Origin of the sequence: Streptomyces kronopolitis, from assembly GCF_014646275.1 — a bacterium.
In the GTDB taxonomy this organism is placed as follows: Bacteria; Actinomycetota; Actinomycetes; order Streptomycetales; family Streptomycetaceae; genus Streptomyces; species Streptomyces kronopolitis.
In genome coordinates this window covers 128,671-155,525 of sequence record NZ_BMND01000004.1, presented here as the reverse complement: position 1 = coordinate 155,525, position 26,855 = coordinate 128,671, and the positions used below count along the sequence as shown (strand labels likewise).

21 protein-coding genes and 1 pseudogene are annotated in these 26,855 nt (G+C 72.0%); 11 read left to right on the top strand and 11 right to left on the bottom strand.

Annotated features, from left to right (window positions below; all coding sequences use genetic code 11):
* Positions 1-24: 24 nt before the first annotated feature.
* The gene (locus IEY78_RS06845) at positions 25-441 is read right to left on the bottom strand and encodes a pyridoxamine 5'-phosphate oxidase family protein (RefSeq protein ID WP_189096675.1); all 417 of its coding nucleotides are present in this window, start codon (positions 439-441) and stop codon (positions 25-27) included.
* 121 nt (positions 442-562) lie between these two features.
* Positions 563-1,222, bottom strand: coding sequence for a response regulator (locus IEY78_RS06840; protein WP_308426863.1), 660 nt, complete (start codon positions 1,220-1,222; stop codon positions 563-565).
* A 328-nt stretch (positions 1,223-1,550) separates the two neighbouring features.
* Here IEY78_RS06840 and pdhA point away from each other — a divergent pair, with 328 nt between their 5' ends.
* From pdhA to IEY78_RS06820, 4 genes are all read left to right on the top strand, one after another.
* Positions 1,551-2,768, top strand: coding sequence for a pyruvate dehydrogenase (acetyl-transferring) E1 component subunit alpha (gene pdhA / locus IEY78_RS06835; protein ID WP_189096673.1), 1,218 nt, complete (start codon positions 1,551-1,553; stop codon positions 2,766-2,768).
* A 2-nt stretch (positions 2,769-2,770) separates the two neighbouring features.
* Positions 2,771-3,754 carry an alpha-ketoacid dehydrogenase subunit beta gene (locus IEY78_RS06830; RefSeq protein WP_189096672.1) on the top strand — a complete coding sequence of 328 codons (984 nt, stop codon included), beginning with the start codon at positions 2,771-2,773 and terminating at the stop codon, positions 3,752-3,754.
* Positions 3,755-3,777: 23 nt separating this feature from the next.
* A complete protein-coding gene (locus IEY78_RS06825) occupies positions 3,778-5,247 on the top strand; it encodes a dihydrolipoamide acetyltransferase family protein (protein ID WP_189096671.1) in 1,470 nt (489 codons plus the stop codon).
* A gap of 198 nt (positions 5,248-5,445) precedes the next feature.
* Positions 5,446-5,859 carry a VOC family protein gene (locus tag IEY78_RS06820; RefSeq protein WP_189096670.1) on the top strand — a complete coding sequence of 138 codons (414 nt, stop codon included), beginning with the start codon at positions 5,446-5,448 and terminating at the stop codon, positions 5,857-5,859.
* Positions 5,860-5,879: 20 nt separating this feature from the next.
* On the opposite strand, the gene IEY78_RS06815 is transcribed toward IEY78_RS06820, so the two are convergent.
* A complete protein-coding gene (locus tag IEY78_RS06815) occupies positions 5,880-6,056 on the bottom strand; it encodes a hypothetical protein (protein WP_189096669.1) in 177 nt (58 codons plus the stop codon).
* A 432-nt stretch (positions 6,057-6,488) separates the two neighbouring features.
* On the opposite strand from IEY78_RS06815, the gene IEY78_RS06810 reads away from it, so the two are divergent.
* Positions 6,489-7,172, top strand: a complete 684-nt coding sequence (locus IEY78_RS06810) for a GntR family transcriptional regulator (RefSeq protein ID WP_189096668.1) — start codon at positions 6,489-6,491, stop codon at positions 7,170-7,172.
* A 98-nt stretch (positions 7,173-7,270) separates the two neighbouring features.
* Positions 7,271-8,524, top strand: a complete 1,254-nt coding sequence (locus IEY78_RS06805; RefSeq protein WP_189096872.1) for an MFS transporter — start codon at positions 7,271-7,273, stop codon at positions 8,522-8,524.
* A gap of 156 nt (positions 8,525-8,680) precedes the next feature.
* Here IEY78_RS06805 and IEY78_RS06800 read toward each other — a convergent pair whose 3' ends face one another.
* Positions 8,681-9,505 carry a maleylpyruvate isomerase family mycothiol-dependent enzyme gene (locus tag IEY78_RS06800; RefSeq protein WP_189096667.1) on the bottom strand — a complete coding sequence of 275 codons (825 nt, stop codon included), beginning with the start codon at positions 9,503-9,505 and terminating at the stop codon, positions 8,681-8,683.
* 150 nt (positions 9,506-9,655) lie between these two features.
* The gene (locus tag IEY78_RS06795) at positions 9,656-10,186 is read right to left on the bottom strand and encodes an LURP-one-related/scramblase family protein (protein ID WP_189096666.1); all 531 of its coding nucleotides are present in this window, start codon (positions 10,184-10,186) and stop codon (positions 9,656-9,658) included.
* A gap of 64 nt (positions 10,187-10,250) precedes the next feature.
* Between IEY78_RS06795 and IEY78_RS06790 the strand changes: the two genes are divergently transcribed.
* On the top strand, positions 10,251-12,059 hold the full coding sequence (locus IEY78_RS06790; RefSeq protein WP_189096665.1) for an NHL domain-containing thioredoxin family protein: 1,809 nt from the start codon (positions 10,251-10,253) through the stop codon (positions 12,057-12,059).
* A 73-nt stretch (positions 12,060-12,132) separates the two neighbouring features.
* Here the strand turns inward: IEY78_RS06790 and IEY78_RS06785 are convergent, their stop codons facing one another.
* From IEY78_RS06785 to IEY78_RS06765, 5 genes are all read right to left on the bottom strand, one after another.
* Complete coding sequence (locus tag IEY78_RS06785; RefSeq protein WP_189096664.1) at positions 12,133-12,825, bottom strand: DUF4232 domain-containing protein; 693 nt, start codon at positions 12,823-12,825, stop codon at positions 12,133-12,135.
* 284 nt (positions 12,826-13,109) lie between these two features.
* Positions 13,110-13,916: a DUF4232 domain-containing protein gene (locus IEY78_RS06780; RefSeq protein WP_189096663.1), complete on the bottom strand. Its 807-nt coding sequence runs from the start codon at positions 13,914-13,916 to the stop codon at positions 13,110-13,112.
* Positions 13,917-14,073: 157 nt separating this feature from the next.
* Positions 14,074-16,083 carry an AfsR/SARP family transcriptional regulator gene (locus tag IEY78_RS06775; RefSeq protein WP_189096662.1) on the bottom strand — a complete coding sequence of 670 codons (2,010 nt, stop codon included), beginning with the start codon at positions 16,081-16,083 and terminating at the stop codon, positions 14,074-14,076.
* 1 nt (position 16,084) lies between these two features.
* Complete coding sequence (locus IEY78_RS06770) at positions 16,085-17,380, bottom strand: M18 family aminopeptidase (protein ID WP_189096661.1); 1,296 nt, start codon at positions 17,378-17,380, stop codon at positions 16,085-16,087.
* 313 nt (positions 17,381-17,693) lie between these two features.
* Positions 17,694-19,520, bottom strand: coding sequence for an acyl-CoA dehydrogenase (locus IEY78_RS06765; RefSeq protein ID WP_189096660.1), 1,827 nt, complete (start codon positions 19,518-19,520; stop codon positions 17,694-17,696).
* Positions 19,521-19,687: 167 nt separating this feature from the next.
* Between IEY78_RS06765 and IEY78_RS06760 the strand changes: the two genes are divergently transcribed.
* The 3 genes and pseudogenes from IEY78_RS06760 to IEY78_RS06750 all read left to right on the top strand — a co-directional run bounded on the left by IEY78_RS06760 (position 19,688) and on the right by IEY78_RS06750 (position 22,491).
* On the top strand, positions 19,688-20,161 hold the full coding sequence (locus IEY78_RS06760; RefSeq protein ID WP_189096659.1) for an SseB family protein: 474 nt from the start codon (positions 19,688-19,690) through the stop codon (positions 20,159-20,161).
* A gap of 261 nt (positions 20,162-20,422) precedes the next feature.
* Positions 20,423-21,215: pseudogene (locus IEY78_RS06755) on the top strand (pirin family protein).
* Between the two features lie 139 nt (positions 21,216-21,354).
* The gene (locus IEY78_RS06750; protein ID WP_189096658.1) at positions 21,355-22,491 is read left to right on the top strand and encodes an AI-2E family transporter; all 1,137 of its coding nucleotides are present in this window, start codon (positions 21,355-21,357) and stop codon (positions 22,489-22,491) included.
* Here IEY78_RS06750 and IEY78_RS06745 read toward each other — a convergent pair.
* A complete protein-coding gene (locus IEY78_RS06745; protein ID WP_189096657.1) occupies positions 22,431-24,599 on the bottom strand; it encodes an ATP-binding SpoIIE family protein phosphatase in 2,169 nt (722 codons plus the stop codon). The genes IEY78_RS06750 and IEY78_RS06745 overlap by 61 nt on opposite strands.
* 274 nt (positions 24,600-24,873) lie before the next feature.
* Between IEY78_RS06745 and aspS the strand changes: the two genes are divergently transcribed.
* Positions 24,874-26,670, top strand: coding sequence for an aspartate--tRNA ligase (aspS, locus tag IEY78_RS06740; protein WP_189096656.1), 1,797 nt, complete (start codon positions 24,874-24,876; stop codon positions 26,668-26,670).
* The last annotated feature ends 185 nt before the right edge of the window (positions 26,671-26,855 follow it).

Sequence of the window (26,855 nt, the reverse complement as noted above, 5' to 3'; positions counted from 1 at the left end):
TCGGAGCGGGCGCGCCGGAAAGCCTCACACAGAGTGCACGCCCCGCAGGGCCGGCACATCGCTGAGGCAGTGCAGGGTCACGAACTCCGGCTCGATGCGCAGGAAGACCGGGGCGAAGGGGGCACCGTCGGCCAGCAGGGGCGGGCGGCCGAAGAGCTCCCGCTCGACGGGGGTGGGCTCGATGACCCGGGCGGTGCCGGTGAACTGCACCGACCAGGTCTCGTCCTCACCGCTGTTGACGTTGTCGGCCTCGTAGGAGACCACGCTGCCGTCCAGGGCCTGGTGGTAGTCGTAGCCCTGGTGCAGCCGCAGCACCAGCCGTCCGTCGAGGACGAGGTGCCGGGCGACGGTGGTGAAGGGCAGTGCCCGCCGACTGGCGGAGACGCGCCCGTACGGCGTGCGGCTCAGCAGCTCGATGGCACGGTGGTTGTCGGTGGGCATGGGACCACCTTGCCCGGCCGGAGTGACCGGCACGTAGGGGCCAGCAGCCCCGTGCTGCGGGGCCGATGGTCCTGAATCGCCATGAGCCGGGCGAGGCGTCCGTTGTCGGCGTTGGGCGGCGTCAGTGCCGCTCCGCCTGCATGCGCGCGACATACGCGGCGGCCTGGGAGCGCCGTTCCATGCCGAGCTTGGACAGCAGGGAGGAGACGTAATTCTTGATCGTTTTCTCGGCGAGATGCAGCCGCTCGCCGATCACGCGATTGGTCAGCCCCTCGCCGATCAGATCGAGGATCCGGCGCTCCTGGTCGGTGAGGCTCGCCAGCCGGTCGTCGCCCTTGGTGGTGCTGCCGTCGCGCAGCCGCTCCAGCACCCGGGCGGTGGCCACGGGGTCGAGCAGGGACTTGCCGGCCGCCACGTCGCGCACCGCGGAGAGGAGTTCGTTGCCCCGAATGGCCTTGAGGACATATCCTGACGCACCGGCCATAATCGCATCGAAAAGGGCCTCGTCATCCGCGAACGAGGTGAGCATCAGGCATTTGATGTCCTCATCCTGTGAACGGATCTCGCGACAGACCTCGACACCGCTCCCGTCGGGCAGCCGGACGTCGAGCACCGCCACGTCCGGGCGGGTCGCCGGGATCCTGACCAGGGCATCTGCCGCCGTACCCGCCTCGCCCACCACCTCGATGTCGTCCTCGACCGAGAGCATTTCGTGGACGCCGCGCCGGACAACTTCGTGGTCATCGAGCAGGAATACCGTGATTTTTCCGTCTTCGCGCACCACCCCAGTCTCACACATCAAGTCTTCCCGTGCTCCAGGTCACCGATATAACGTGCCGTTGTCCCGGCGGCCTGCAACGCTGTGACCAGGAGTTGTTCCAAGCCTTAGCGATTTACTTGGAAATCCAAGCAAAATCGCAGGTCAGCGCCGTTTCCACTTCGGCTTTGACAATGGGTAACGTGCAATGAGCAGGCCACTGTCCGGGAGCTTTGTTCCACCCGGAGCCGGGCCGCGATCGCACACACCCCGTGCGCCGTATCGGATACCGGGTGAGCCGCAATACGGCCACCGGCGGACCCCGGGGGCCGGACAGACGGAGGAGCAGCACGTGACCGTGGAAGGCACTGCGCAGCGGAAAAACACCCGCGGCAGCAGCAAGCGCACCGCCGCCAAAAAGGCGACGCCGGCCAAGAAGGCGTCCCCGGACCGGGCCCGGAATTCCGGCCGGACCGAGCAGGCGGAGCAGGATCAGCTCGTACAACTGCTGACCCCCGAAGGGGAGCGGGTCGAGCACCCCGATTACTCGATCGACCTGTCCCCCGACGAGCTGCGCGGTCTCTACCGCGACATGGTGCTGACGCGGAAGTTCGACGCCGAGGCGACCACCCTCCAGCGCCAGGGCGAGCTGGGCCTGTGGGCCTCGCTGCTGGGCCAGGAGGCCGCCCAGATCGGCTCCGGCCGCGCGCTGCGCGACGACGACTACGTCTTCCCGACCTACCGCGAGCACGGCGTGGCATGGTGCCGCGGCGTCGACCCGACGAATCTGCTGGGCATGTTCCGCGGCGTCAATCACGGCGGCTGGGATCCCAACACCAACAACTTCCACCTCTACACCATCGTCATCGGTTCGCAGACGCTGCACGCGACCGGCTATGCGATGGGGGTGCAGAAGGACGGCGCGGATTCCGCGGTCATCGCGTATTTCGGTGACGGTGCCTCCAGCCAGGGAGATGTCGCCGAATCCTTCACCTTCTCCGCGGTCTACAACGCCCCGGTCGTGTTCTTCTGCCAGAACAACCAGTGGGCGATTTCCGAGCCCACCGAGAAGCAGACCCGGGTGCCGCTCTACCAGCGCGCCCGCGGCTTCGGATTCCCCGGTGTGCGGGTCGACGGCAATGACGTGCTGGCCTGTCTGGCGGTGACCCGGGCGGCGCTGGAGCGGGCCCGCACCGGCCAAGGCCCGATGCTCATCGAGGCGTTCACCTACCGCATGGGTGCCCACACCACCTCCGACGACCCGACGAAGTACCGGGAGGACGAGGAGCGGGCGGCCTGGGAGGCCAAGGACCCGATCCTGCGGCTGCGGACGTACCTGGAGTCCGAGGGCATCGTCGACGCGGCCTACCTCGCCTCGATCGACGAGGAGAGCGACGCCCTCGGCAAGCGGGTGCGCGACGCGGTGCGTGCCATGCCCGACCCGGACGACATGGCCATCTTCGAGAATGTCTATGCCGACGGGCACGCGCTCGTCGACGAGGAGCGCGCGCAGTTCGCCGCCTACCAGGCGTCGTTCGTCGATGCCGACGCCGCCGCGGAGGGGAACTGACCATGGCCGTCTTCGAGAAGATCACCATCGCCAAGGCGATCAACGAGTCGCTGCGGGCCTCCATGGAGGCCGACCCCAAGGTCCTCGTCATGGGCGAGGACGTGGGCAAGCTCGGCGGCGTCTTCCGCGTCACCGACGGCCTGCAGAAGGACTTCGGCGACGACCGGGTGATCGACACCCCGCTCGCCGAGTCCGGCATCGTCGGCACCGCGATCGGCATGGCCCTGCGCGGCTACCGGCCGGTCGTGGAGATCCAGTTCGACGGCTTCGTCTTCCCCGCCTACGACCAGATCGTCACCCAGCTCGCGAAGATGCACGCCCGCGCGCTGGGCAAGGTCAAGGTGCCGGTCGTCATCCGCATCCCCTACGCGGGCGGCATCGGCGCGGTCGAGCACCACTCCGAGTCCCCCGAGGCGCTGTTCGCGCATGTCGCGGGCCTCAAGATCGTCACTCCCTCGAACTCCACGGATGCCTACTGGATGCTCCAGCAGGCCATCGCCGGTGACGACCCGGTCATCTACTTCGAGCCCAAGCGCCGCTACCACGACAAGTCGCGGCTGGACACCGAGTCGATCCCGGACCCGCTGCACAAGGCCCGGATCGCGCAGAGCGGCGGCGACCTCACGCTGGCCGCCTACGGCCCGATGGTGAAGGTCTGCCTGGACGTCGCCAAGGTCGCGGCGGAGGAGGGCAAGTCGGTCGAGGTCGTCGACCTGCGCTCGCTCTCCCCGATCGACTTCGACACCGTGCAGTCGTCGGTGGAGAAGACCGGCCGGCTGGTCGTCGTCCACGAGGCCCCGGTCTTCTTCGGCGCGGGTGCGGAGATCGCCGCCCGGATCACCGAGCGGTGCTTCTACCACCTGGAGGCTCCGGTCCTGCGGGTCGGCGGTTTCCACTCCCCGTATCCGCCCTCCCGTCTGGAGGACGAGTACCTTCCGGGGCTGGACCGGGTGCTCGACGCCGTTGACCGTGCGTTGGCGTACTGAGGGTTTGAGGAGAGTTCGTGACCATGACTGCAAGTCCCGCCCGCGCTCAGCGCTTCCGCGAGTTCAAGATGCCCGACGTGGGCGAGGGCCTCACCGAGGCCGAGATCCTCAAGTGGTACGTCCAGCCGGGCGACACGGTCGCCGACGGCCAGGTCGTCTGTGAGGTCGAGACCGCCAAGGCAGCCGTCGAACTGCCCATCCCCTACGACGGGGTGGTGCACGAGCTGAACTTCGGCGAGGGCGTCACCGTCGATGTCGGCACCGTCATCATCTCGGTGGACACCGACCCCGGAGCGGGGCCCGCCGCGGCCCCGGCGGCGGACGCCCCGCAGCAGCCCGCGCCGTCCGCCGAGGAGGACGCCGAGCCGCAGGGCCGTCAGGCGGTGCTGGTCGGCTACGGCGCCGCGCCGTCCTCGACCAAGCGCCGGGCGCGCAAGCAGCCCGCGGTGCCGGCCCAGCCGGAGGCCGCGGGCGCCGCGCTCCAGGCGGAGCTGAACGGGCGGGCCGCGCCCGCCCCGGCGGTCACCCCGGTGCCCGTGCCTGCCGCACCTCCCGCTCCCGCGGCCCCGGCCGCGGGTGCGGTGCCCACCGCCGGCCGTCCGCTGGCCAAGCCGCCGGTGCGCAAGCTCGCCAAGGACCTCGGCATCGACCTGGCGACGATCGCGCCGACCGGGCCGGACGGCATCATCACCCGCGAGGACGTGCACGCCGCCGCGGCGCCGGCAGCGGCGGCGTCCGCGGCGGCCGCCCCCGCGCCGGTGGCGGTGGCTCCGGCGGCGGTCCCGGCCGGCGGCGGCGAGCGGCGGGTGCCGGTCAAGGGCGTCCGCAAGGCCACCGCGCAGGCGATGGTCGCCAGTGCCTTCACCGCGCCGCACGTCACGGAGTTCATCACCGTCGATGTGACCCGCACGATGAAGCTCGTCCAGGAACTCAAGCAGGACCCGGACATGGCGGGGCTGCGGGTCAACCCCCTGCTGCTCGTCGCCAAGGCCTTCCTGGTCGCTCTGCGGCGCCACCCGGAGGTCAACGCGGCCTGGGACGAGGTGAACCAGGAGATCGTCTACAAGGACGACGTCAATCTCGGGATCGCGGCGGCCACTCCGCGCGGGCTGATCGTCCCGAACATCAAGGACGCCGGATCCAAGACGCTCCCCGAGCTGGCCGCGGAGCTGGGTGACCTGGTCGCCACCGCGCGCGACGGCAAGACCTCCCCGGCGGCGATGTCCGGCGGCACGGTCACCATCACCAACGTCGGCGTCTTCGGCGTCGACACCGGTACGCCCATCCTCAACCCGGGGGAGTCGGCGATCCTGGCCTTCGGCGCGGTCAAGCTCCAGCCGTGGGTCCACAAGGGCAAGGTGAAGGCGCGTCAGGTGACCACCCTCGCGCTGTCCTTCGACCACCGCCTCATCGACGGTGAGCTGGGCTCCAAGCTGCTCGCCGATGTCGCCGCGGTGCTGGAACGGCCGAAGCGGCTGATCACCTGGGGATGAGCCGGGACGCGGGGCCGGGCGGTGCGATGCGGTGTTTCACGTGAAACGCCGTCCGGGCCCCGTCCAGGCCCCGCGGAGGCGCGTCCGCGGAAGGCTCGCCGAGGAATTCCGAAAGGTCCCGGCCCGGGGGTGCGGCGGGGAAGCTGAGGGCAGCGGCTCATCGATGGCCGCCCGTCCGAGGCAGGAGGTCCGGCGACCATGTCCGACACCACCCCCGCACCCCAGGTATGGCCGACGCTGCGGGCCCGCGACGCCCGCGCGCTGATCCGGTTCCTGGTCGACGCGTTCGGCTTTGAGGAGACCGTGGTCATCCCCGGCGAGGGCGGGCGCATCGAGCACGCCCAGCTCTCCTGGCCGGAGGGCGGTGGCATCATGCTCGGCTCCGTCCGGGACGAGCAGGACGACCACTGGCCGCTGCGGCCGGGGACCTTCGGGGCCTATGTCGTCACCGACCGGCCCGACGAGTTGTACGCCCGCGCCACCGCGGCCGGTGCGGAGATCACCGATGAGCCGGCCGTCACCGACTACGGCTCACGGGGCTTCGGTGCCCGCGATCCCGAGGGCAACCGCTGGTCGTTCGGGACCTATCGCGGGGAGCCGCGGACGGTGTAGCGAGCACTACGGGCCGGTGGTCAGCCGTGGATGAGCTGGACCGCGCGGCTGAAGTGCCCCACCGGGCCGTTGGTGCCTGACTCCTCGGCGCGGGCGGCGCCGCGGGTCAGGGTGACGCCGGCCCACAGGCCGGCCACGATCAGGGCCACCACGACGGTGTTCCGCGTACGGCGGCCGGCGCTCGTCCTGGGCTGCATGGTCCACTCCCCTTGGCTGTCGGAGCCTCCCCGGCTCCCTGTCTCTATTCACCCATGAGATGCGCGCTCCTTCGTACGCGGCAGGTACGGACTCGTGTCAGACCTGAGGGGGACAGGGCATCAGCCTGTGGTCTGCCGTCCGGCGGGGCCGGGCCCGCCGGGAGAAAGCGGAATGGCGTCTACCGTCCGCCGCTCACGGTGGGCACCTCGGTCGCCGCGCGGACGGCGGGCCGCGGCCGGGGCGCTGACCAGGACATCCGCACCGGCCCGGGTGCGGTCCTGGGAGGGAAGGCAGGCGCCCCCGTTCAGCGCGGAGGAGGGCGGAGGCGCACCGGCCCGGTCCGCCGTGAGATGTACCTCGTTGGGGCGTGGTTCGTGTCCGCATCGCGGACCGGGTTTCGCACGTATACCTGTTGTATCTATCATGTGTGCATGCCTTCCGCCGCCACGCCCACCGCCCCTGTCCGGGAGTCCGCCGCCAAACAGCCGCCCGCCGCCGAGCGGGTCTATGCGCACGTCAAGGACGCCGTTCTCGACCGCCGCTACGAGGGCGGGATGCTGCTCACCGAGGGGGAGCTGGCCGAGGCCGTCGGGGTCTCGCGGACCCCGGTGCGGGAGGCGCTGCTGCGGCTGGAGGTCGAGGGGCTGATCAAGCTCTACCCGAAGAAGGGCGCGCTGGTGCTGCCGGTCTCCGCGCAGGAGATCGCCGATGTCGTCGAGACCCGGCTGCTGGTGGAGAAGCACGCCGCCGCCAAGGCGGTGCCCGCGAGCGAGGCGCTGCTCGGCGAGCTGACCGAGCTGCTGGAGACGATGCGGGAGCAGGCCGCCGCCGGCGATCTGGCCGCCGTCTCCGTCACCGACCGCGCCTTCCACGCCGCCATCGTGCGCAGCGCCGGCAACCAGATCCTGGACCGCCTCTACGAGCAGCTGCGTGACCGGCAGTTGCGGATGGGGGTCGCGGTGATGCACGCCCACCCGGACCGGATCGCCAAGAACATCTCCGAGCATGCGGAGATCCTGGAAGCGCTGCGGGCCGGTGACGCGGACGCCGCGACCGATGTCGTGCAGCGCCACGTCAGCTGGGTCCGCCACCTCGCGCAGGGGGATGTGCGATGAGCGCCGGTACGGGGGCGGCCGACGGGGCCGGGAGTTCCGGCATAGGCGGCGGCAGCGTCCGGGCGCTGCCCGCCGATCCGCCCGGCGGTGCCCGGGCCATGGCCGTCTGGGGCATCGGCGTCGCGGTCTACTTCGTCGCCATCACCTACCGCACCAGCCTCGGTGTGGCCGGGCTGGACGCCGCCGAGCGCTTCCACATCAACGCCTCGGCGCTGTCCACCTTCTCCATCCTCCAGCTGCTGGTGTACGCGGGGATGCAGATTCCGGTCGGGCTGCTGGTGGACCGCCTCGGCGCCAAGAAGGTGCTGACCATGGGCGTGGTGCTCTACACCGTCGGCCAGTTCGGCTTCGCGCTCTCCTCCTCGTACTCCATGGCGCTCGGCTCCCGTGCGCTGCTCGGCTGCGGGGACGCGCTGACGTTCATCAGCGTGCTGCGGCTGGGCTCCCGGTGGTTCCCGGCCCGTCGCGGCCCGATGATCGCGCAGATCGCCGCGCTGGTGGGCATGGCGGGCAACCTGGTCTCGACGCTCGTCCTGGCCCGGTTCCTGCACAGCTTCGGCTGGACGCCGACCTTCGTCGCCAGCGCCGCCGGCGGCATCGTCGTGCTGATCGTGCTGCTGGTGTTCCTCAAGGACCACCCGGAGGGCTTCGCCCCGCCGCCGCCCGCCGCCGAGAACGTCGGCCCGGGCTTCGTCCGCCGGCAGATCGCCGCGGCCTGGCGTGAGCCCGGCACCCGGCTGGGCATGTGGGTGCACTTCACCACCCAGTTCCCCGCGATGGTGTTCCTGCTGCTCTGGGGCCTGCCGTTCCTCGTCGAGGCCCAGGGGCTCTCCCGTGGCACCGCAGGCGAGCTGCTCACCCTGGTGGTGCTCTCCAACATGGCGGTGGGCCTGGTGTACGGCCAGGTCATCGCCCGCCATCATGCGGCCCGGATGCCGCTGGCCCTGGGCACGGTCCTCGCCACGGCCCTGATGTGGGTGATCGTGCTGAGCTGGCCGGGCGACCATGCGCCGATGGGGCTGCTGATCACGCTGTGCGCGGTGCTGGGCGCCTGCGGTCCCGCCTCGATGATCGGCTTCGACTTCGCGCGGCCCGCCAATCCGCCCGAGCGCCTGGGCACCGCCTCCGGCATCGTCAACATGGGCGGCTTCACCGCCTCGATGACGACCCTGTTCGCCATCGGGGTCCTGCTGGACGCCACCGGCGACAACTACCGGATCGCCTTCGCCTCGCTCTTCGTCGTGGAGGCGCTCGGTCTCTCGCAGATGCTGCGGCTGCGCCGGCGTGCGGTACGACGCGAGCGCGAGCGGCTGGTGGTCAGCCGGGTCGAGGCGGTGCACGTCCCGGCGTGACGCCGGACGGTCAACTGGCCGTCGGGCGGGCCCGTTTCACGTGAAACGGACAGCGCGGTTTCACGTGAAACAGCTCGCTCGGGGACTCACCTTCCGTGCACCGGCCGGCCGGTGGGGGGAGGGGTGTCGGCCGGTGCCACGCCGGCCGGGCCGCCGCTACGGCGTGACGGCGAAGTGGTGCAGGACCGCGTCGGCCAGCTCGCGGTCACCGTCGATCTTGATCTGCTCGGCGACGGCCGCCGCGCGGACCCGGCCACAGGCCAGCTGGTGGAAGGTGTCCCAGTCCAGGGCGAGCGTGACGGTCGGGCCGAGCGAGACACTTCCGTCGATCGTGGCGTTGCCCTCGGCGTCGAGACGGACCGTGCGCAGGAACTCCAGCGCCCCGCTGACATCGAAGACCACCGCGGAATCGGCGGGTGCCTGGGCCCTCTTGGCGACGATGCCGGGCAGGGCCTTCACCAGCAGATCGCGCGTCACATGGGCGCCGGGGGAGTCGAGGTTGCCGGGCTTGCCGAGCGCCCGGCGCAGGTCCTGCTCGTGCACCCAGACGTCGAAGGCCCGCTGCTGGAGGACGAACTCCAGTGAGCGCTCCTCACCGAGCGGGCTGCGCACCACGGCGTCCGGCTGACGGGACTCGTTGCGCAGCTGCCGGGAGCGGCGGATGACGGTGTACTCGAGTTCGCTGAGCATCTCCGGCGCGGTGTGGTGCCGGCGGACGTCGACCTGCACCTCCATGCGCCGCGCCGACTCGCTGCGGACGTGGTAGAGGTCGCGCGGCAGCGTGTGGATCGGCCGCGGATCGCCCAGCATTTCGCATTCCAGGCCGATGACATGGGAGACGACATCGCGCACGGACCAGCCTGGCAGGCCCGTCGCCCGGTTCCACTCGCCTTCGACGAGCGGAGTCACCAGCTCGGTTATCGCTTCTATGGAGTGGGACCAGGCATCGACGGAGGACTGAAGGCTGGGATGGACGGTCACGGGACCCCTCGGACGGTTCGTACGCGGGCTGCGGTCTGTGCAGTTAAGTTACGCTGCGCGCGAGCACCCCGGCAGTGCTTTCGGGTGACCATCGTAGGCCGATGTCCCCCGGCCGCAGAGGGGTGCGACGCGGGGCGGAACGCCCGCTTCTCAGTCCTCGCCGCGCTCCCGCTCCGCCAGCCGGATCACACAGACCGCGACGGCGATGAGCAGCGCCGGATCCGCGTCCTCCCGCACCACGCTGACCGCGTAGGTGTCCCGCACGGTCAGCCAGCGCCGTGAGATGTCGGCGAGCAGCTCCCCCTCGTACTCGACCGCGAACTCCCGGTCGAGGATCTTGCCGCTGACGTCGAGTTCGGTGCCGTCCACCAGCTCGACGCGGTAGTGGTTGCGCAGCAGCGAGAGCCGCTTGCGCTTGATCGTGGCCAGCGGCTGGTCGTCCCGCTCGATGGTCATCGTGTCGCGCAGGCTGAGCATCTTCTTGCGGATGGTGATCAGCACCCGCCGCTCGGGGTCCTTCAGCTCGAAGGTCTCCCGCAGCCGTAGCGCCTTGCCGTCGACGAGGAAGGCGTGCCGCCCGTGCTCGTCCTCGATCCAGTAGTCGTCACCGATGCCGAAGATGCGGTCGCGGACCAGGTACTTGCGCGAATGCGGGGCCGGCTCCCCGGGAGATTGCAGCATGGGTGACGTGTTCCCTGCGGGCCCTGCGGAATGCGCACGCACCGGAGTGACGTTGAATGGCGTCATGGCTTCACGTGCACGCGTCCGCGCCCCCGAGCTGATCGGCAAGGGCGGCTGGCTGAACACCGGCGACAAGGAACTGACCCTCTCCGACCTGCGCGGACGCATCGTCGTCCTGGACTTCTGGACCTTTTGCTGTGTGAACTGCCTGCATGTCCTGGACGAGCTGCGGGCGCTGGAGGAGCGGCACCGCGACACGGTCGTGATCATCGGCGTGCACTCCCCGAAGTTCGTGCACGAGGCCGAGCACCAGGCGGTCGTGGACGCCGTCGAGCGCTACGAGGTGGAGCACCCGGTCCTCGACGACCCCGAGCTGGCCACCTGGAAGCAGTACGCGGTGCGGGCCTGGCCCACGCTCGTGGTGATCGACCCCGAGGGCTATGTCGTCGCCCAGCACGCCGGCGAGGGCCATGCGCACGCCATCGAGAAGCTGGTCGAGGAGCTGGAGGCGGCGCACACGGCCAAGGGCACGCTGCGCCGCGGCGACGGCCCCTATGTGCCGCCGGAGCCGGTCGCCACCGATCTGCGCTTCCCCGGCAAGGCGGTCCGGCTGCCGCACGGCGGCTTCCTGGTGTCGGACACCACCCGCCATCAGCTGGTGGAGCTGGCGGCCGACGGCGAGCAGGTGCTGCGCCGGATCGGCTCCGGTGAGCGCGGGCTGACCCCGGACTCCTTCAACGAGCCGCAGGGCCTGGCGCTGCTGCCCGACGGCAGGGTGGCCGTGGCGGACACCGTCAACCACGCCCTGCGCGTCCTCGACCCCGAGAGCGGCACGCTGGAGACGGTGGCCGGCACCGGCACGCAGTGGTGGCAGGGCTCGCCGACCTCGGGCCCGGCCCGTGAGGTGGCGCTCTCCTCGCCGTGGGACCTCGCCTGGTGGCGGGACCGGCTGTGGATCGCGATGGCCGGGGTGCACCAGCTGTGGACCTACGACCCGGCCACCGGCACGGTCGAGGTCGCGGCCGGCACGACCAACGAGGGACTGGTGGACGGCCCGGCCGCGGAGGCCTGGTTCGCCCAGCCGTCCGGGCTCGCGGCGTCCGGCGAGCGGCTGTGGGTCGCCGACTCGGAGACCAGCGCGGTCCGCTGGGTGGAGCCCGACGAATCGGGCGACGGCTATGTCGTCCGCACCGCCGCCGGCACCGGCCTCTTCGACTTCGGGCACCGCGACGGCCCCGCGGGGCAGGCGCTGTTGCAGCATCCGCTGGGCGTGACCGCGCTGCCCGACGGCTCGGTGGCCGTCGCGGACACCTACAACCACGCGCTGCGCCGCTACGACCCCGCGAGCGGTGAGGTGACGACGCTGGCGACGGATCTGCGGGAGCCGTCCGCCGCGGTGCTGGCCGGCGACGACATCGTGGTCGTGGAGTCGGCCCGGCACCGGCTGACCCGGCTGCGGCTGCCCGAGGAGGCGGTCCGGGTCGAGGCGGTGGCGCACCACACCCGGCGCGCGGCGACCCCGGTCGCCCCGGGGGCGCTGCGGCTGGAGGTGGTCTTCCAGGCTCCCGCGGGCCAGAAGCTCGACACCCGCTACGGCCCGTCGACGCGGCTGCTGGTCAGCGCGACCCCGCCGGAGTTGCTCGCCGAGGGTGCGGGCGCGGGTACCGACCTCGCCCGGGACCTGGTGCTCGCGGACGGTGTGACCGAGGGGGTGCTGCACGTCTCGGCGATGGCCGCGTCCTGCGATGACGCCCCGGACATCGAGTACCCGGCCTGCCATGTGCACCAGCAGGACTGGGGAGTTCCGGTGGAGGTCTCCGAGGGCGGGGCGGCCCGGCTGGGGCTGGTCCTCGCGGGGCTGGACGCGGAGTAGCCGCGGGGCCGTCCGGGCCGGGCGCGGGTCCGGACGGCCGCCCGGCCGCGGTGCCGCCGCCCGTCGCGGGCGGCTACTTCCCGACGCCCGCCGCCAGCTCGGCGCCGTGGACGCTCGACGTCCAGTTGGTGACCTTGGTCCTGCCGACGGAGAGGTGCAGCCGCTTCTCGGCGAAGTCGACGGTCACCGGGCCGTGGGTGACGGAGCTTGCCGAGACACCCATGAAGTCGATGGTCACCGACTTCCGGGCGGTGCCCTTGGCGGCCGCGGTGTCGGTGGGGATGACCGCGTAGGCGTAGCCGTGAGCGGGCACCGTCAGGCGGGTGCCGCTGAGGTGACCGGGCGTGCCCTGCAGCAGCGGCAGCGCGGACTTGGCGTGGTCGAAGCGCAGCAGGGGGGCGTTGTACAGCTTGCAGCCGCGGGCGGTGGTGTTCTTGAACTGCACCGTGACATGGCTGCCGGGGCCGGTCTGCTGGGAGAACGTCACCTTGTAGGTGCTCGGGTAGCAGTCGGGCACCCGGTGCGAGGCCGCCGTCCCCGCGCCCACTCCGGCCGCGCCACCGCCGATGATCCTGCGCTTCTTGCTCTTGGACGACGACTTGCTCTTGGCGGACGACCAGGACGAGGACGACGAGGAGGACTTCTTCGACGTCTTCGACCGCTTCGACGAGTGGCTGTTGCAGCCGGTCAGCGCGAGCGAGCCGGCCAGTCCGAGCGCCAGCGCGGCATACGCGGCGGAGCGAGGGCGGGAACGGCGTGCGGTCATGGGTGGGTCCCCCCGTGGAGTGCCGCGGTGTCAGCGAGGCGCGTCTGTCATGGCACGGCCACGATATCGATAGCCGCCGGATGCGCCAGGGCAGGTGCGCCGGCCGCCCGGGCGATCTGGCGCCATAGCAGGTCAGATGGGGCGTCGCGGCGGTGCGGAGGTCTCGGGGAGAGGAGACGGAGGGGACAGGAGGGCCCCGGACGCGGCACAGGGCGCCCGCTGGGGGATGCGGGCGCCCTGAGTTCAGGGGGGTGGCTCACCGGAGGAGGTTCCTCAACGGTGGCTCACCAGGCCGTCGCCTCGCTCACGTCCGTGCGCCAGTACGTCACCCAGGCGCTGTCGTCGACGTAGGCCGCGCCGCCGGGCAGCTCCACGGCCGCCGGGCCGCCGATGCTGCCCTTGCCGTCGCGGCCGGGGAGGCTGACGGACAGTGCGGTCCGCATGCGGCCGTGGCGGCCGGAACCGTCGGCGGACGAGGTCAGCACGCCCGCGTAGCCGGACGCGCCGGGGGCGAGGGTGACCACGGCCTGCGGCTTGCTGGCCGGCAGCGCGGGCAGCGGCGACGGGGCGTCGTCGAAGCGCAGGTCCGGGGAGAAGTGGAGGTCGCAGGGGGCGCCGGAGATGTTGGTGGCGGTCAGCAGCAGATGGTTGACCGGCCGGGTCAGCACGGTGGCCGCGAGGCGGACCTTCGCGGCGTCGCAGGTGGTGTGTCCGGCACCGGTGTTGCCGCCGCGGCCGGTGCCGCGGGTGTCGGGTGTGCGGACGGTCGCGCCCGCTGCCGGGGCGCCGCCGGCCTGCCCCGAAGCGGTCCGCTCCTCCCGGCCGCTGTCGGTCTGCAGGCCGCCCGCCACCGCGGCGCCGCCCTGCCGGGCCACCGGGACGGCCTCCTGCGGCCGCGGGTGGAACGGCTTGGCGGCGCTGGTCTGGAGCGGGTTGTCCTGGCCGCCGCAGGCGGTGAGGCCGAGCGCGGCGGCGGCGGTCAGCCCGGCCTCGGCCCGGCGCACCGCGCGGCTGCGGCCGGTGGGCCCCCGGGCCGGGCCACCGGTGGCGGTCCCGGAGGAGACGGTCCCGGATCGGGTGCGGCTGTCCATGTCGGTCTCCCCCGGTCGGTGGCCCGCACCGTGTCCGCGGTGCGCCCTGTGTCCGGCCGGGTGCTCCCCCGCGGCCTGGGCACCAGAGTGCCGCCGGCCGCTGGCGTGCCACTAACGTGCGCCTAACGTCCGCGCGCGGGACGGGCCCGGGCACGGCTCAGCCGCTCTTGGCGCCCCCGTCACCCGTACCGCTCGGGCCCGCCTCCCCGCTCTCGCCGCTCTCCCCCCGGGTGTCCCGGGCGAACAGCTGCGTCAGCGTGCTGATGGTGTAGACGTCGGTGGCCTCCTCGTCCACCAGATGCATCTCCGCGAGCCGGTCCAGGCCGTCCTGGGTGCGCTCCTGGTCGTACCCGGCGAGCGCCGCGGCAGCCGAGGCGTTGAGGTGTCCGTCCGAGGTCGTCGCGAGCGCGCTGAGCAGCCGGGCGTCGTCCGCCGACAGCCGGGCCACGGACATCCGCAGCGCCGCCGCGACGCCGGTGTCTTCCGCCGACAGCAGCGCCAGCCGCCGCCGTTCGTCGTGCAGCGCGGCGGCCAGCCGGGCCAGCCGCCAGCGCGGCCGGGCGGTCAGCTGGGCGGCCGCGGCCCGCAGCGCCAGCGGCAGTCCGTCGCACAGGTCGACCAGTTCGCGCGCGGCGGCCGGGTCCTCGGCGACCCGGTCCGGGCCGAGCATCGCGCCGAGCAGCGCCGCGCCCTCCTCGTGGCCGAGCGCCTGGAGGCCGACCGGCCGGGCCCAGTCGGTGGCGACCAGCCCGTCGAGCCGGCTGCGGCTGGTGACGACCGTGGCGCAGTGCGGGCCGCCGGGCAGCAGCGGGCGTACCTGCGCCGAGCTGCGCGCGTTGTCGAGGACGACCAGCAGCCGGCGCTCGGCGACCAGCGAGCGGAACTCCGCCGAGGCGGCCTCGGCGGAGCGGGGCACCCGCTCCGGCGGGGTGCCCAGCGCCAGCAGGAAGTCGCGCAGGATCTCGGCCGGCGGCGCCTCGTCGCCCTCGCCGAAGCCGCGCAGGTCGGCGAAGAGCTGGCCGTCGGGGAAGGACCCGGCGTGCAGATGCGCCCACTGCACGGCGCAGGCCGTCTTGCCGACGCCGGCCGGGCCCGCCACCACCGCGAGCGGGCTCTCGCCGGTCGTGCGGTCGGTCAACACCTGCGTCAGTGCCGTGAGTTGGTGCTCCCGACCCAGGAAGCGGGCGGGGGGACGGGGCAGCAGCCGGGGCGCGGCACCGGCCCGCTGACCCGGCCCGTTCGCGGCGCCGGTCCGGGCACCGCCGGGCGCCGGTGCGCCGGTCTCCCCGGCGGCCGCGGACGGCGGCTCCGCCGCGGCGGGACGCGCCCCGCCGTCCGTCGCGGCACGAGGCCCACCGGCGGGCCCGGCAGCGGAAGCGCCCGCTCCGCCCGAGGGCGGGGCCGCGGCCTTGCGCACCTTGCCGACCGCCTCCGCCCGCAGGATCTCCTCGTAGGCGCCGCGCAGCCGCTCGCCGGGGTCGACGCCCAGCTCCTCGCTGAGCAGCCGCCGGGTGCGGTGGAACCACTCCAGCGCGTCGGACTGCCGCCCGGTACGGAACAGCGCCCGCATCAGCCCGGCGATCAGGCCTTCGCGCAACGGGTGGTTGACGGCGGCGGAGTAGAGGATCGCGGCCGCCTGCTCGTGCTCGCCGAGCGCGCCGTACGCCCGCCCGAGCGCCTCCACGGCCGTCAGCCGGCGCTCCTCCAGCGCGTGCGCGGCGGCCGCGAACGGCGGGCTGGTGACCGTGCCGGTCAGCGCGGGGCCCCGCCACAGCCCCAGCGCCTCGCGCAGCAGGGGGACGGCGTCGGCCGGCGCGGCCTCGGGCCGGGCCAGGGTCACCAGCTCACCGAACCGGTGGGCGTCGATCAGCTCCTCCGGCAGCCGCAGCAGATAGGCGGAGCCGTGCGTGGTCAGTTCGACGCCGTACGCCTCCGCGCCGCCCTCGGCGAGCGTGGCGCGCAGCCGTGAGACGTGCCCCTGGACGACCGTGCGGGCATGCTCCGGCGGCTCGTCCTCCCACAGGGAGTCGATCAACTGCTCCAGGGGAACGGTGGTGTTGGGCTGGAGCAGCAGCAGTGCGAGCACGCTGCGCCGTTTGGCGGGCCCGAGCGACAGCTCCGCGGAGCCGGTCGTCACGGCGATGGGGCCGAGCAGGGAGAAGTCCAACTCAGCCCTCCAGGAAGGCCGTCAGGGCGTTCGCCAGCAGGTACGGGTCTTCGGCACCGCACAGCTCACGCGCCGAGTGCATGGAAAGGATCGCCACTCCGATGTCGACCGTCGAGATGCCGTGCCGGGCCGCGGTGATCGGCCCGATGGTGGTCCCGCACGGCATCGAGTTGTTGGAGACGAAGCTCTGCCACGGGACCCCGGCCCGCTCGCAGGCCGCCGCGAAGACGGCCCGTCCGCTGCCGTCCGTCGCGTAGCGCTGGTTGACGTTGACCTTGAGGATCGGCCCTCCGTTGGGCATCGGGTGGTGCCCCGGCTCGTGCCGCTCGCTGTAGTTGGGGTGGACGGCGTGCCCGGTGTCGGAGGACAGGCACAGGGTGCCGGCGAAGGCCCGGGCCCGGTCCTCGTACGAGCCGCCGCGGGCGAAGACCGAGCGCTCCAGCACCGTGCCGAGCAGCGGGCCGTCGGCACCGGTGTCGGACTGGCTGCCGTTCTCCTCGTGGTCGAAGGCGGCCAGCACCGGGATGGCCGGTAGCGCGCCGCCTCTGGTCGCGGCGGCGGCCAGGGCGGCCGTACCGGCGTGCACGGACAGCAGGTTGTCCATCCGCGGACCGGCCAGCAGCTCCCGGTCGCGGCCCAGATAGGCGGGGGCCTCGATGCTGTGCACCATCAGGTCCCAGCCCTTGATGTCGCCGGCCGGGACGCCGGTCTCCTCGGCGACGAAGGCGATCAGATCGCCCTCGGCCACCGTCCCCAGGCCCCAGATCGGCGTCATGTGGCGCTGCTTGTCGAGCTTGAGGCCGTCGGAGTTCACCGAGCGGTCCAGATGCACGGCCAGTTGCGGCACGCGCAGCAGCGCCCGGTCGACGTGCACCAGCCGGTGGCTGCCGTCCGCCAGCGTCACCCGCCCGCTGAGCCCCAGATCGCGGTCGAGCCAGGTGTTGAGCAGGGTGCCGCCGTAGATCTCGACGGCGATCTGCCGCCAGCCGCGGGAGCCGGTGTCCGGAATCGGCTTCACCCGCAGATTGGGAGAGTCGGTGTGAGCCCCGACAATTCGGTACGGCGTCGACGCGCTCGCGCCCTCGGGCACGTACCAGGCGATGATCGCCCCGCCGCGCAGCACATACTTCCCGCCGCTCGTGCCGTCCCACTCGTCGACCTCGGCGACCTGGTGGAAACCGGCCTTCTCCAGCCGCTCCGCCGCATTCGCCACCGCGTGGTAGGGGGACGGGCTGGCGGCGAGGAAGGACATGAGGTCGTCGGTGTGGCCGCGATCGAAGCGGGCGGAGTTGGTCATGGATTCAGCATAAGGATCCCGACCCGGCATTCCTCGTGCGCATGCCTCGTGACTCCGTTGCCTTCCGGCCACGATTCGGGTGCGCCGGAGCGAAGTCCGTAAGGGAAGCGGCAATTCCGTGTTTCCGTCCCGCTCGTCGGGGTGTCCGTCCCGCTCGCCGGGCGGACGGGCGGACGGGCGGCGCACCGGCGCGGGCGGCGCCGGCCGCAGATGACGCGGCCCGCCTCTCCGGGGGAAGAGAGACGGGCCGCGTCGGTCGGTGCGGTCGGTCAGGGACCGGTGAGGACGCCGCAGCGGGCTGCGGGCGGCGTGCTCAGAACGCGGCCTCGTCGAGCTCCATCAGCGACTGGTCGACGCTCTCGGCCAGGCCGCGCTCGAGGCCGACGCCCGGCAGGACGTGGTGCGCGAAGAACTTCGCGGCGGCGATCTTGCCGGTGTAGAAGGGCTTGTCCTTCGCCGAGGCGCCGGCCAGCTTCCCGGCGGCCACGGCCGCGCCCTTGAGCAGGAGGTAGCCGATGACGACGTCGCCGGAGGCCATGAGCACGCGGGTGGTGTTCAGCCCGACCTTGTAGATGGACTTGACGTCCTTCTCGGTCGCCGCGAGGTCGGTCAGCATGGTGCCGACGATCGCCTCCAGGTCGGCGGCGGCCTTGGCCAGCTCGCCGCGGGCCTCGGCCAGCTCCTCGCCACCGGTGTCGCCGGCGAGGAACTGCTTGATCTCGTCCGACAGGGCGGTGAGCGCCTGGCCCTGGTCGCGGACGATCTTCCGGAAGAAGAAGTCCTGGCCCTGGATCGCGGTGGTGCCCTCGTAGAGGGTGTCGATCTTGGCGTCCCGGATGTACTGCTCGATCGGGTACTCCTGCAGGTAGCCGGAGCCGCCGAAGGTCTGCAGCGACTGCGCCAGCTGCTCGTAGGACTTCTCCGAGCCGTAGCCCTTGACGATCGGCAGGAGCAGGTCGTTGAGGCGGGTCTCGGCGCTCGCGTCCTCGCCCGCGGCCTCCTTGACGATGATCTCGTCCTGGACCGTGGCGGTGTAGAGCACCAGGGCGCGCATGCCCTCGGCGTACGCCTTCTGCGTCATGAGGGAGCGGCGCACGTCGGGGTGGTGGGTGATGGTGACGCGCGGCGCGGTCTTGTCGGTGAAGGCCGCCAGGTCCGGGCCCTGCACGCGCTCCTTGGCGTACTCCAGCGCGTTGAGGTAGCCGGTGGAGAGGGTGGCGATGGCCTTCGTGCCGACCATCATCCGGGCGAACTCGATGATCTTGAACATCTGGCGGATGCCGTCGTGCTTCTCGCCGAGCAGCCAGCCCTTGGCCGGGTGGTTGGCGCCGAAGGTCATCTCGCAGGTGTTGGAGGCCTTCAGGCCCATCTTGTGCTCGACGTTGGTGGCGTAGGCGCCGTTGCGCTCGCCCAGCTCGCCGCTCTCCCAGTCGAAGTCGAACTTCGGCACGATGAACAGCGACAGGCCCTTGGTGCCCGGACCGGCACCCTCGGGGCGGGCGAGGACGAAGTGCACGATGTTCTCGGACATGTCGTGCTCACCGGAGGTGATGAAGCGCTTGACGCCCTCGATGTGCCAGGAGCCGTCCGCCTGCTGCACGGCCTTGGTGCGGCCGGCGCCGACGTCCGAACCGGCGTCCGGCTCGGTGAGCACCATGGTGGAGCCCCACTGCTTGTCCACCATGAGCTGGGCTATGCGGTGCTGCTCCTCGGTGCCCTCGTCGAAGAGCACGCCGGCGAAGGCGGGGCCGGACGCGTACATCCACACGGCCGGGTTGGCGCCCAGGATGGTCTCGGCGAAACCCCACAGGAGGGAGCGCGGCGCGGTGGTGCCGCCCAGCTCCTCCGGGATGCCCAGCCGCCACCACTCGGCGTCCATGTAGGCCTGGTAGCTCTTCTTGAAGGTGTCCGGGACCGGCGCGGTGTTGGTGTCCGGGTCGAAGACCGGCGGGTTGCGGTCGGCGTCGGCGAAGGACTCCGCCAGCTCGTTCTCGGACAGCCGGGCGATCTCGGACAGCACGCTCTTGGCGGTGTCGACATCCATCTCCGCGAACGGTCCGGTGCCGTAGACGCTGTCGCGGCCGAGGACCTCGAAGAGGTTGAACTCGATGTCGCGGAGATTCGACTTGTAGTGGCCCATGGGTACGGCTCCGTTAAGGGTTCGGGAGAGGGCCCCAAGGGAGGGACCTCAGACGCAATACCAGCTAGTAGCTAAATGATGCTACCCACCGGTAATAAGAATCAACCCCTACCGCCCATCTGTGACGAGCGTCCCCCGCCGCCCGCCGACTCAGTACGCTGGGCGGCATGTACGGCTACGACCAGAACGCGGGTGCCGGGCAGCAGCAGTACGGTGCGCCGCCCCCGCCGCAGCAACCGGCCCCCGGGGGCTACGGCGAGCAGCCGCTCTACCCCGAGCCGTCCCCGCCTTCCCTGGCCGACGCGGTGCGCGCCTTCACCACCGGCTCGATGTCGGCCGAGGACTTCCAGGGCATCTTCTCCACGTCCAAGATCTACTGCCCGCGCGGTGACAACCCCGGCTTCCTGGCGCTGCACAACACCCAGCAGCCGGTGATCCCGATGTTCACCTCGCTCAAGGAGCTGCGGCGGTACGCGGGCAAGGAGTCCAAGTACTTCGTGATCACCGGCGCCGAGGTCCTCGATCTGCTGCCGACCGGCTACGGCTTCGTCCTCGACATGGAGGGCGACCACCGGATGGTCTTCGACGCGAAGGCCGTGGAGCAGATGGTCGACTTCGCGATGCGGCGGATGTACGGCTAGCGGATGTACGGCTAGCGGATGTACGGCTAGGGATTGTCGACGCGCGGCCGGGCCCGGGAGGGGTTCCGGCCGTCTTTGCGGTGTGAGGGGCCGGTCCCGGGAGGGGGGTCGGCCCCTTCGGCTGTCCGTCGACCGTGCCCGATCCCCCCGGCGGCAGATTTTCGATTACCCGTCTGACCTGCGGATATGCGGCCGGGAATGCCGTGCCCCTTGCGGGTTGTTCACCATTCAACTAAGTTGGGTGCGACCGAGGAGGCCTTGATGCCCGCTGTGACCGTAGAGAACCCGCTGAGCCTGCCGCGTGTGGCGGCGCCCGCCGCGGCGCACACCCGTCCCGCGCTGGCCGTGGCCACCGCTCCGAGTGGAGTACCTGATCGACGGCACCTTCGTGCACCGTGACTCGCACGGGGGCGGCGGCGTCATCAACGACGGCGACACCCAGTGGATGACGGCCGGTTCGGGCCTGCTGCACATCGAGGCGCCGCCGGAGTCGCTCGTGCTGTCCGGCGGGCTCTTCCACGGCCTCCAGCTGTGGGTGAACCTCCCGAAGAGCGACAAGATGATGGCCCCGCGCTACCAGGACATCGGCGGGGGCAACGTCAAGCTGCTGACCAGCGCCGACGGCGGTGCGCTGCTGCGGCTGATCGCCGGTGAGCTCGACGGCCACCAGGGCCCGGGCATCACCCACACCCCGATCACGATGATGCATGTGACGGTGAACCCGGGGGCCGAGCTGACCGTGCCGTGGCGCAAGGACTTCAACGCCCTCGCCTATGCCCTGGCCGGACGCGGCACAGCCGGTGCCGAGGGGCGCCCGTTCCGCATGGGGCAGGCGGTCGTGTTCGGCGACGGCGACTCGCTCACGATCCGGGCGGACGAGTCCCAGGAGTCGCGCAGCCCGAACTTCGAGGTGGTGCTGCTGGGCGGGCTGCCGATCCGCGAGCCGATGATGCATTACGGCCCGTTCGTGATGAACACCCACGCCGAACTCGCCCAGGCCTTCGAGGACTTCCAGGCCGGACGGCTCGGCACCATCCCCGCCGGGGAGCACTGACGACGCGTCGGGGGCGCGGCGGACACCGCGAGCCCGGCCTGATCCCCACGGGCAGCCAGGTGCGGCGTTTCACGTGAAACGCCGCACCGGCCCGTTGCGGGGCCCGGGCGCGGGCCTTCGGGCGTGGTGGACTGTCCGGGTGCGAAACGACTCGGACGACAACCGGCCCGGCGCCGAGCGTGAACGGCCGTGGTCCCATGAGCCGCTGCTGCCCGTCGCGGCCCGCCGGGCCGCGGCCTGGTGCCTGGTGGTGCTGCTGCTCGCGACCGTGGTGGCCCTGGGAGTGTGGCTGTGCGTCGAACTGAGCGCGGCGGTCACCCCGGTCCTGCTGGCGCTGCTGGGCAGCGGGCTGCTCGGGCCGCTCTACCGGCGGCTGGTGGCGATGCGGCTCAACCATTCGCTGGCGGCCGGACTGACCTGCGCCGTCCTCGTGGTGGTGGTCGGCGGCGCCGGATACATCGTGGTCAGCGCGCTGGTCGACACCGGTGACCAGATCCTCACCTCGCTCCGGAGCGCCGCCAAGAGCCTGACGGAGCACTTCGGCGCGGCCGGCACCTCGCTCGACGACCTCGCCTCCCGGTCCAAGCAGCTGGCCACCAAGTTCGGCGGCAGCGCGGCCTCCGGGCTGCTGGCCGGGGTCAGCGTCGTCGGGCAGGTCATCGCCGCGTCGATCCTGGCCCTGCTGCTGACGTTCTTCTTCCTGCGCGACTCCGACAAGGCCGTGCGGGCGCTGCACGACTGGGCGCCGGGCAGCTCCGGGCCGCGGCTGGAGCGGATGGCCCGCCGGGGGTTCCAGGGCATCGAGGGCTTCATGCGCGGCACCACCTTCATCGCGCTGATCGACGCCCTCTGCATCACCGTCGGGCTGCTGGTCCTGCGGGTGCCGGGCGCGGTCGGCCTGGGCGCGCTGGTCTTCGTCGGCGCCTACATCCCCTACCTCGGCGCCTTCATCTCCGGGGCCGTGGCGGTGCTGGTGGCGCTGGCCGACCGCGGGTTCGTGATCGCGCTGTGGGCGCTGGGCGTCGTGCTGGCCGTGCAGGTCCTGGAGGGGCATGTGCTGCAGCCGATGATCCAGAGCCGCACCGTCCAGATGCATCCGGCGACCGTGCTGCTGGCCATCACCGCGGGCGCCAGCCTCGCCGGGATCCTCGGCATGCTGCTGTCCGTGCCGCTGGTCGCCGCGTTCTCCGGCGTGCTCCACGAGCTGCGGCGGCACTACGCCGCGGGACCGGACTCCGAGGACGGCGGGCCGGCCGCCGCGCCGGCGTCCTCGTAGAGCTCGCACCACGTCGACTTGCCGTCCCCGCGCGGATCCACGCCCCACGCCCCGGCGAGCAGTTCCAGCAGCACCAGACCGCGCCCCGACGATGCCAGCTCGCCGGGGCAGCGGCGGTGCGGCAACTCGTCGCTGCTGTCGGCGACATCGATCCGGATGCGCCGGGACCCGCGCTCCCCGGTGACCTCGGCGACCAGCAGGGCGTCCCCGTCGGTGTGCAGCAGCACGTTGGTGACCATCTCGGAGACCATCAGCACCGCCGAATCCACCTGGTCCGGGTCGGCCCAGTCGTGCAGCAGCGCACGCACCTGCCGGCGCGCCTCGGCTATCCGCTCCGGCTCGGCCTGGGCGACGGTGAGCACGGTGCGCCGCACCGGCCGGGCCGACGGTCCGCCGGGGCCGATGCCGCAGCCGGCGCCGTCGCGGCGCAGCAGGAGGACGGCGATGTCGTCCTCCCGGCGGTCCACCAGCGGTCCGGTGGTGTGGTGCGAGGGCGGTCCGTGCACGGCCTGGACCAGGGCGTCGGCGAGCCGTTCCAGGCTCTCGTCGCGCTCGCCGGTCTCCCCGGTCTCGTGCGCCTCGATGGTGTCGCGCAGCCGCGCCCAGCCGGTGTCCAGGTCGTGGCCGCCGGTCTCGATCAGCCCGTCGGTGCACACCAGCATGGTCTCGCCGGGCTCCAGGACGAGCCGGGTGGTGGGGTAGTCGGTGTCCGGGACGATGCCCAGCGGCAGCCCGCCCGCGGTGGGCCGGACCAGCACCGTGCCGTCGCCCAGCAGGATCGCCGGGTCGGGGTGCCCGGCCCGGGCGATGTCCAGCAGCCCCGTCGCCGGATCCACCTCGATGTAGAGGCAGGTCGCGAAGCGCTGGTCCTCGCCGTGGCCGTGCAGCTCGGTCGTGTTGATCCCGGCCAGGAACCGGGAGGCGCGGGAGAGCACCGCGTCGGGGTGGTGCCCCTCGGAGGCGTAGGCGCGCAGGGCGATGCGCAACTGCCCCATCAGGCCCGCGGCCCGTACGTCGTGCCCCTGGACGTCCCCGATCACCAGGGCGAGACGGCCGGACGGCAGCGGGATCATGTCGTACCAGTCGCCGCCGACCTCCAGTCCGCCGCCGGTGGGGACATAGCGCGCCGCGACCGTCATCCCGGGGATGTCCGGCTGCACCGTCGGCATCATGCTGCGCTGGAGTCCCAGCGCCAGTTCCTGCTGCTCCTCCTGCATCCCGGCCCTGGCCAGCGCCTGCGCCAGCATCCGGGCGACGGTGGTCAGCACCGAGCGCTCATCGGGGGTGAAGGCCACGGGCTGGAGGAACGCGGCCATCCAGGCCCCGATGGTCCGGCCCGCGTTCACCAGGGGCACGAACGCCCAGGAGGTGCGCCCGCAGGGGGCGTCCACCGGCCGGACGGCGGGGTAGCGGCGGCTGTACTCCTCGGGGGTGGGCAGATAGAGGGCCCGCCCGGTGCGGACGACCTCGGCGGCCGGGTGGTGGTCGGCCAGCGCCGTGGCGGGGAACGGCGGTGCGCCGTTCTCGTGGGCGTCGTGGGGGCCGTGGTGGCCGATGACCGACAGCCGGTCGCCCTCGATGGCGAAGACCGCCAGCCCGTCCGGCATGAACCCGGGCATGGACAGCCCCGCCGCGACCCGCAGCACCTCGGCGGTGGACCGCGCCTCGGCCAGCGCCCGGCCCGCGTCCAGCAGGAACGCCTCGCGCGAGCGCCGCCAGTCGCCGGTGATCGGGGTGTGCGCGGCGGAGGTCCCGGGCTGCGGCTCGGGCACCTCCTGGAGAGTGCCGACCAGTTCGAAGCCGCCGTCGACGGCCCGGGCGCGGGAGCGGGTGCGGACGATGCGCTGCACCCGCCCGCGCTCGTCGACGATCCGCAGCCGGGCCTCGGCCAGCGTCTCCTCGGCGAGGGCGAGCTGCACGATCCCGTTGATCTCGGCGAAGTCGACGGGATGGAACCGGGAGCGCACCGCGGCCTCGGTCAGCTCGGCGGGGGCGGCGGGCAGCCCGAGCAGCCGGGCGGCTTCGGCGTCGAGGGTCACCCGCCCCGACGCGTTGTCCCAGCGCCACAGGCCGGTCGCGATGGCGGCCAGGAGATCCTCGGTGCGCATTGCCTCACTTTATGGGCGTTTGCCGAGGCCGGGCCAGCGAGCTGGACGTGACCATCGTCCCAGTTGGGGCGCCCGCTCCCGGGTCCGGCGACGCTGATGCGTCTATGTCAACCAAGGCGTGCGGACCGGGACGGTAACCTGGAGCGGTTATGTCAATCCTGGGGTGGCCTTTCGGGTGATCCACGGGGAGAGCGACCGGGCATCCGCGCCCGTGCTCCTTTTCCTCTCCCTCTCCCAACTCCTCACCTCGACCTCGCGACGACTTGGATGAGCGATGCATCGGTACCGGTCCCACAACTGCGGCGAGCTCCGAGCCGCGGACGTCGACACCGACGTCCGCCTCAGCGGCTGGCTGCACAATCGACGTGACCTGGGCGGCATCCTCTTCATCGATCTGCGCGACCACTACGGTCTGGTCCAGCTCGTCGCCCGCCCCGGCACCCCGGCCAACGAGGCCCTCGGCTCCCTGACCAAGGAGTCCGTCGTCCGGATCGACGGCAAGGTCAGCGCGCGCGGCGCCGACAACGTCAACCCCGATCTGCCGACCGGCGAGGTCGAGATCGAGGTCTCCGACGTCGAGGTGCTCGGCGCCGCCGACCAGATCCCCTTCACGATCAACGCGGACGACGGCGTCAACGAGGAGCGCCGCCTGGAGTACCGCTTCCTCGACCTGCGCCGCGAGCGGATGCACCGCAACATCATGCTGCGCACCGCCGTCATCTCCGCCATCCGCCACAAGATGGTGGCCCTCGGCTTCAACGAGATGGCGACCCCGATCCTCTCCGCGACCTCCCCCGAGGGCGCCCGCGACTTCCTGGTCCCCTCCCGGCTGCACGCCGGCAAGTTCTACGCGCTGCCGCAGGCCCCCCAGCAGTTCAAGCAGCTGCTGATGATCGCCGGCTTCGACCGCTACTTCCAGATCGCGCCCTGCTTCCGCGACGAGGACGCCCGCGCGGACCGCTCGCCGGGCGAGTTTTACCAGCTCGATGTCGAGATGAGCTTCGTCGAGCAGGAGGACGTCTTCGGGCCCGTCGAGACGCTGATGACCGAGCTGTTCACCGAGTTCGGCAACGGCCGCAGGGTCACCTCCCCCTTCCCGCGCATCCCGTTCCGCGAGGCGATGCTCAAGTACGGCTCCGACAAGCCGGATCTGCGTGCCGAGCTGGAGCTGGTGGACGTCTCCGACGTCTTCGCGGGCTCCGGCTTCAAGGCCTTCGCCGGCAAGCACGTCCGCGCCCTGGCCGTGCCGGACACCGGCGACCAGCCGCGCAAGTTCTTCGACCAGCTGGGCGACTTCGCCGTCCAGCAGGGCGCCAAGGGCCTGGCCTGGGTCCGCGTCGGCGAGGTCCCCCAAGACCTTGAGGGTCAGGGAGGTGCCCCCATCGCCCTCAGCGGCCCGATCGCCAAGTTCCTCACCGAGGACGACACCAAGGCGCTGGTGTCCGCCCTGGACCTCAAGCCGGGCCACGCCGTGTTCTTCGGCGCCGGTGAGTTCGACGAGGTCTCCAAGATCATGGGCGCCGTCCGGGTCGAGGCCGCCAAGCGCGCCGGCCACTTCGTCGAGGACGAGTTCCGCTTCTGCTGGATCGTCGACTTCCCGATGTTCGAGAAGGACGAGGACACCGGCAAGATCGAGTTCTCGCACAACCCCTTCTCCATGCCGCAGGGCGGCCTGGAGGCGCTGGAGACCAAGGACCCGCTGGACATCCTGGCCTGGCAGTACGACATCGTCTGCAACGGCACCGAGCTGTCCTCCGGCGCGATCCGCAACCACGAGCCCGAGGTCATGTACAAGGCCTTCGCGATCGCCGGTTACGACAAGGAGACCGTCGAGGCCGAGTTCGGCGGCATGCTCCGCGCCTTCAAGTTCGGCGCCCCGCCGCACGGTGGCATCGCCCCGGGCGTCGACCGCATCGTCATGCTGCTGGCCGACGAGCCCAACATCCGCGAGACCATCGCCTTCCCGCTCAACGGCAACGCCCAGGACCTGCTGATGGGCGCCCCGAGCGAGGTCGAGGAAGCGCGCCTGAAGGAGCTGCACCTCTCGATCCGCAAGCCGCAGGCGAAGTAGGCACGGCCCGGGGCGATTCCCCGGCAGGCACAGGGGCGGCGTTTCACGTGAAACGCCGCCCCGGCCCGTTCCGGGGCCCGGGACACGGCCGGGTGGCCGGGCGGCCGGCAGGAGGACGGGCCGCTGGCCCGCGACGGCGGGCCGGGTGCCCCGACCGCTCCACCCGTGTGGCCGGGCCCCCGCGC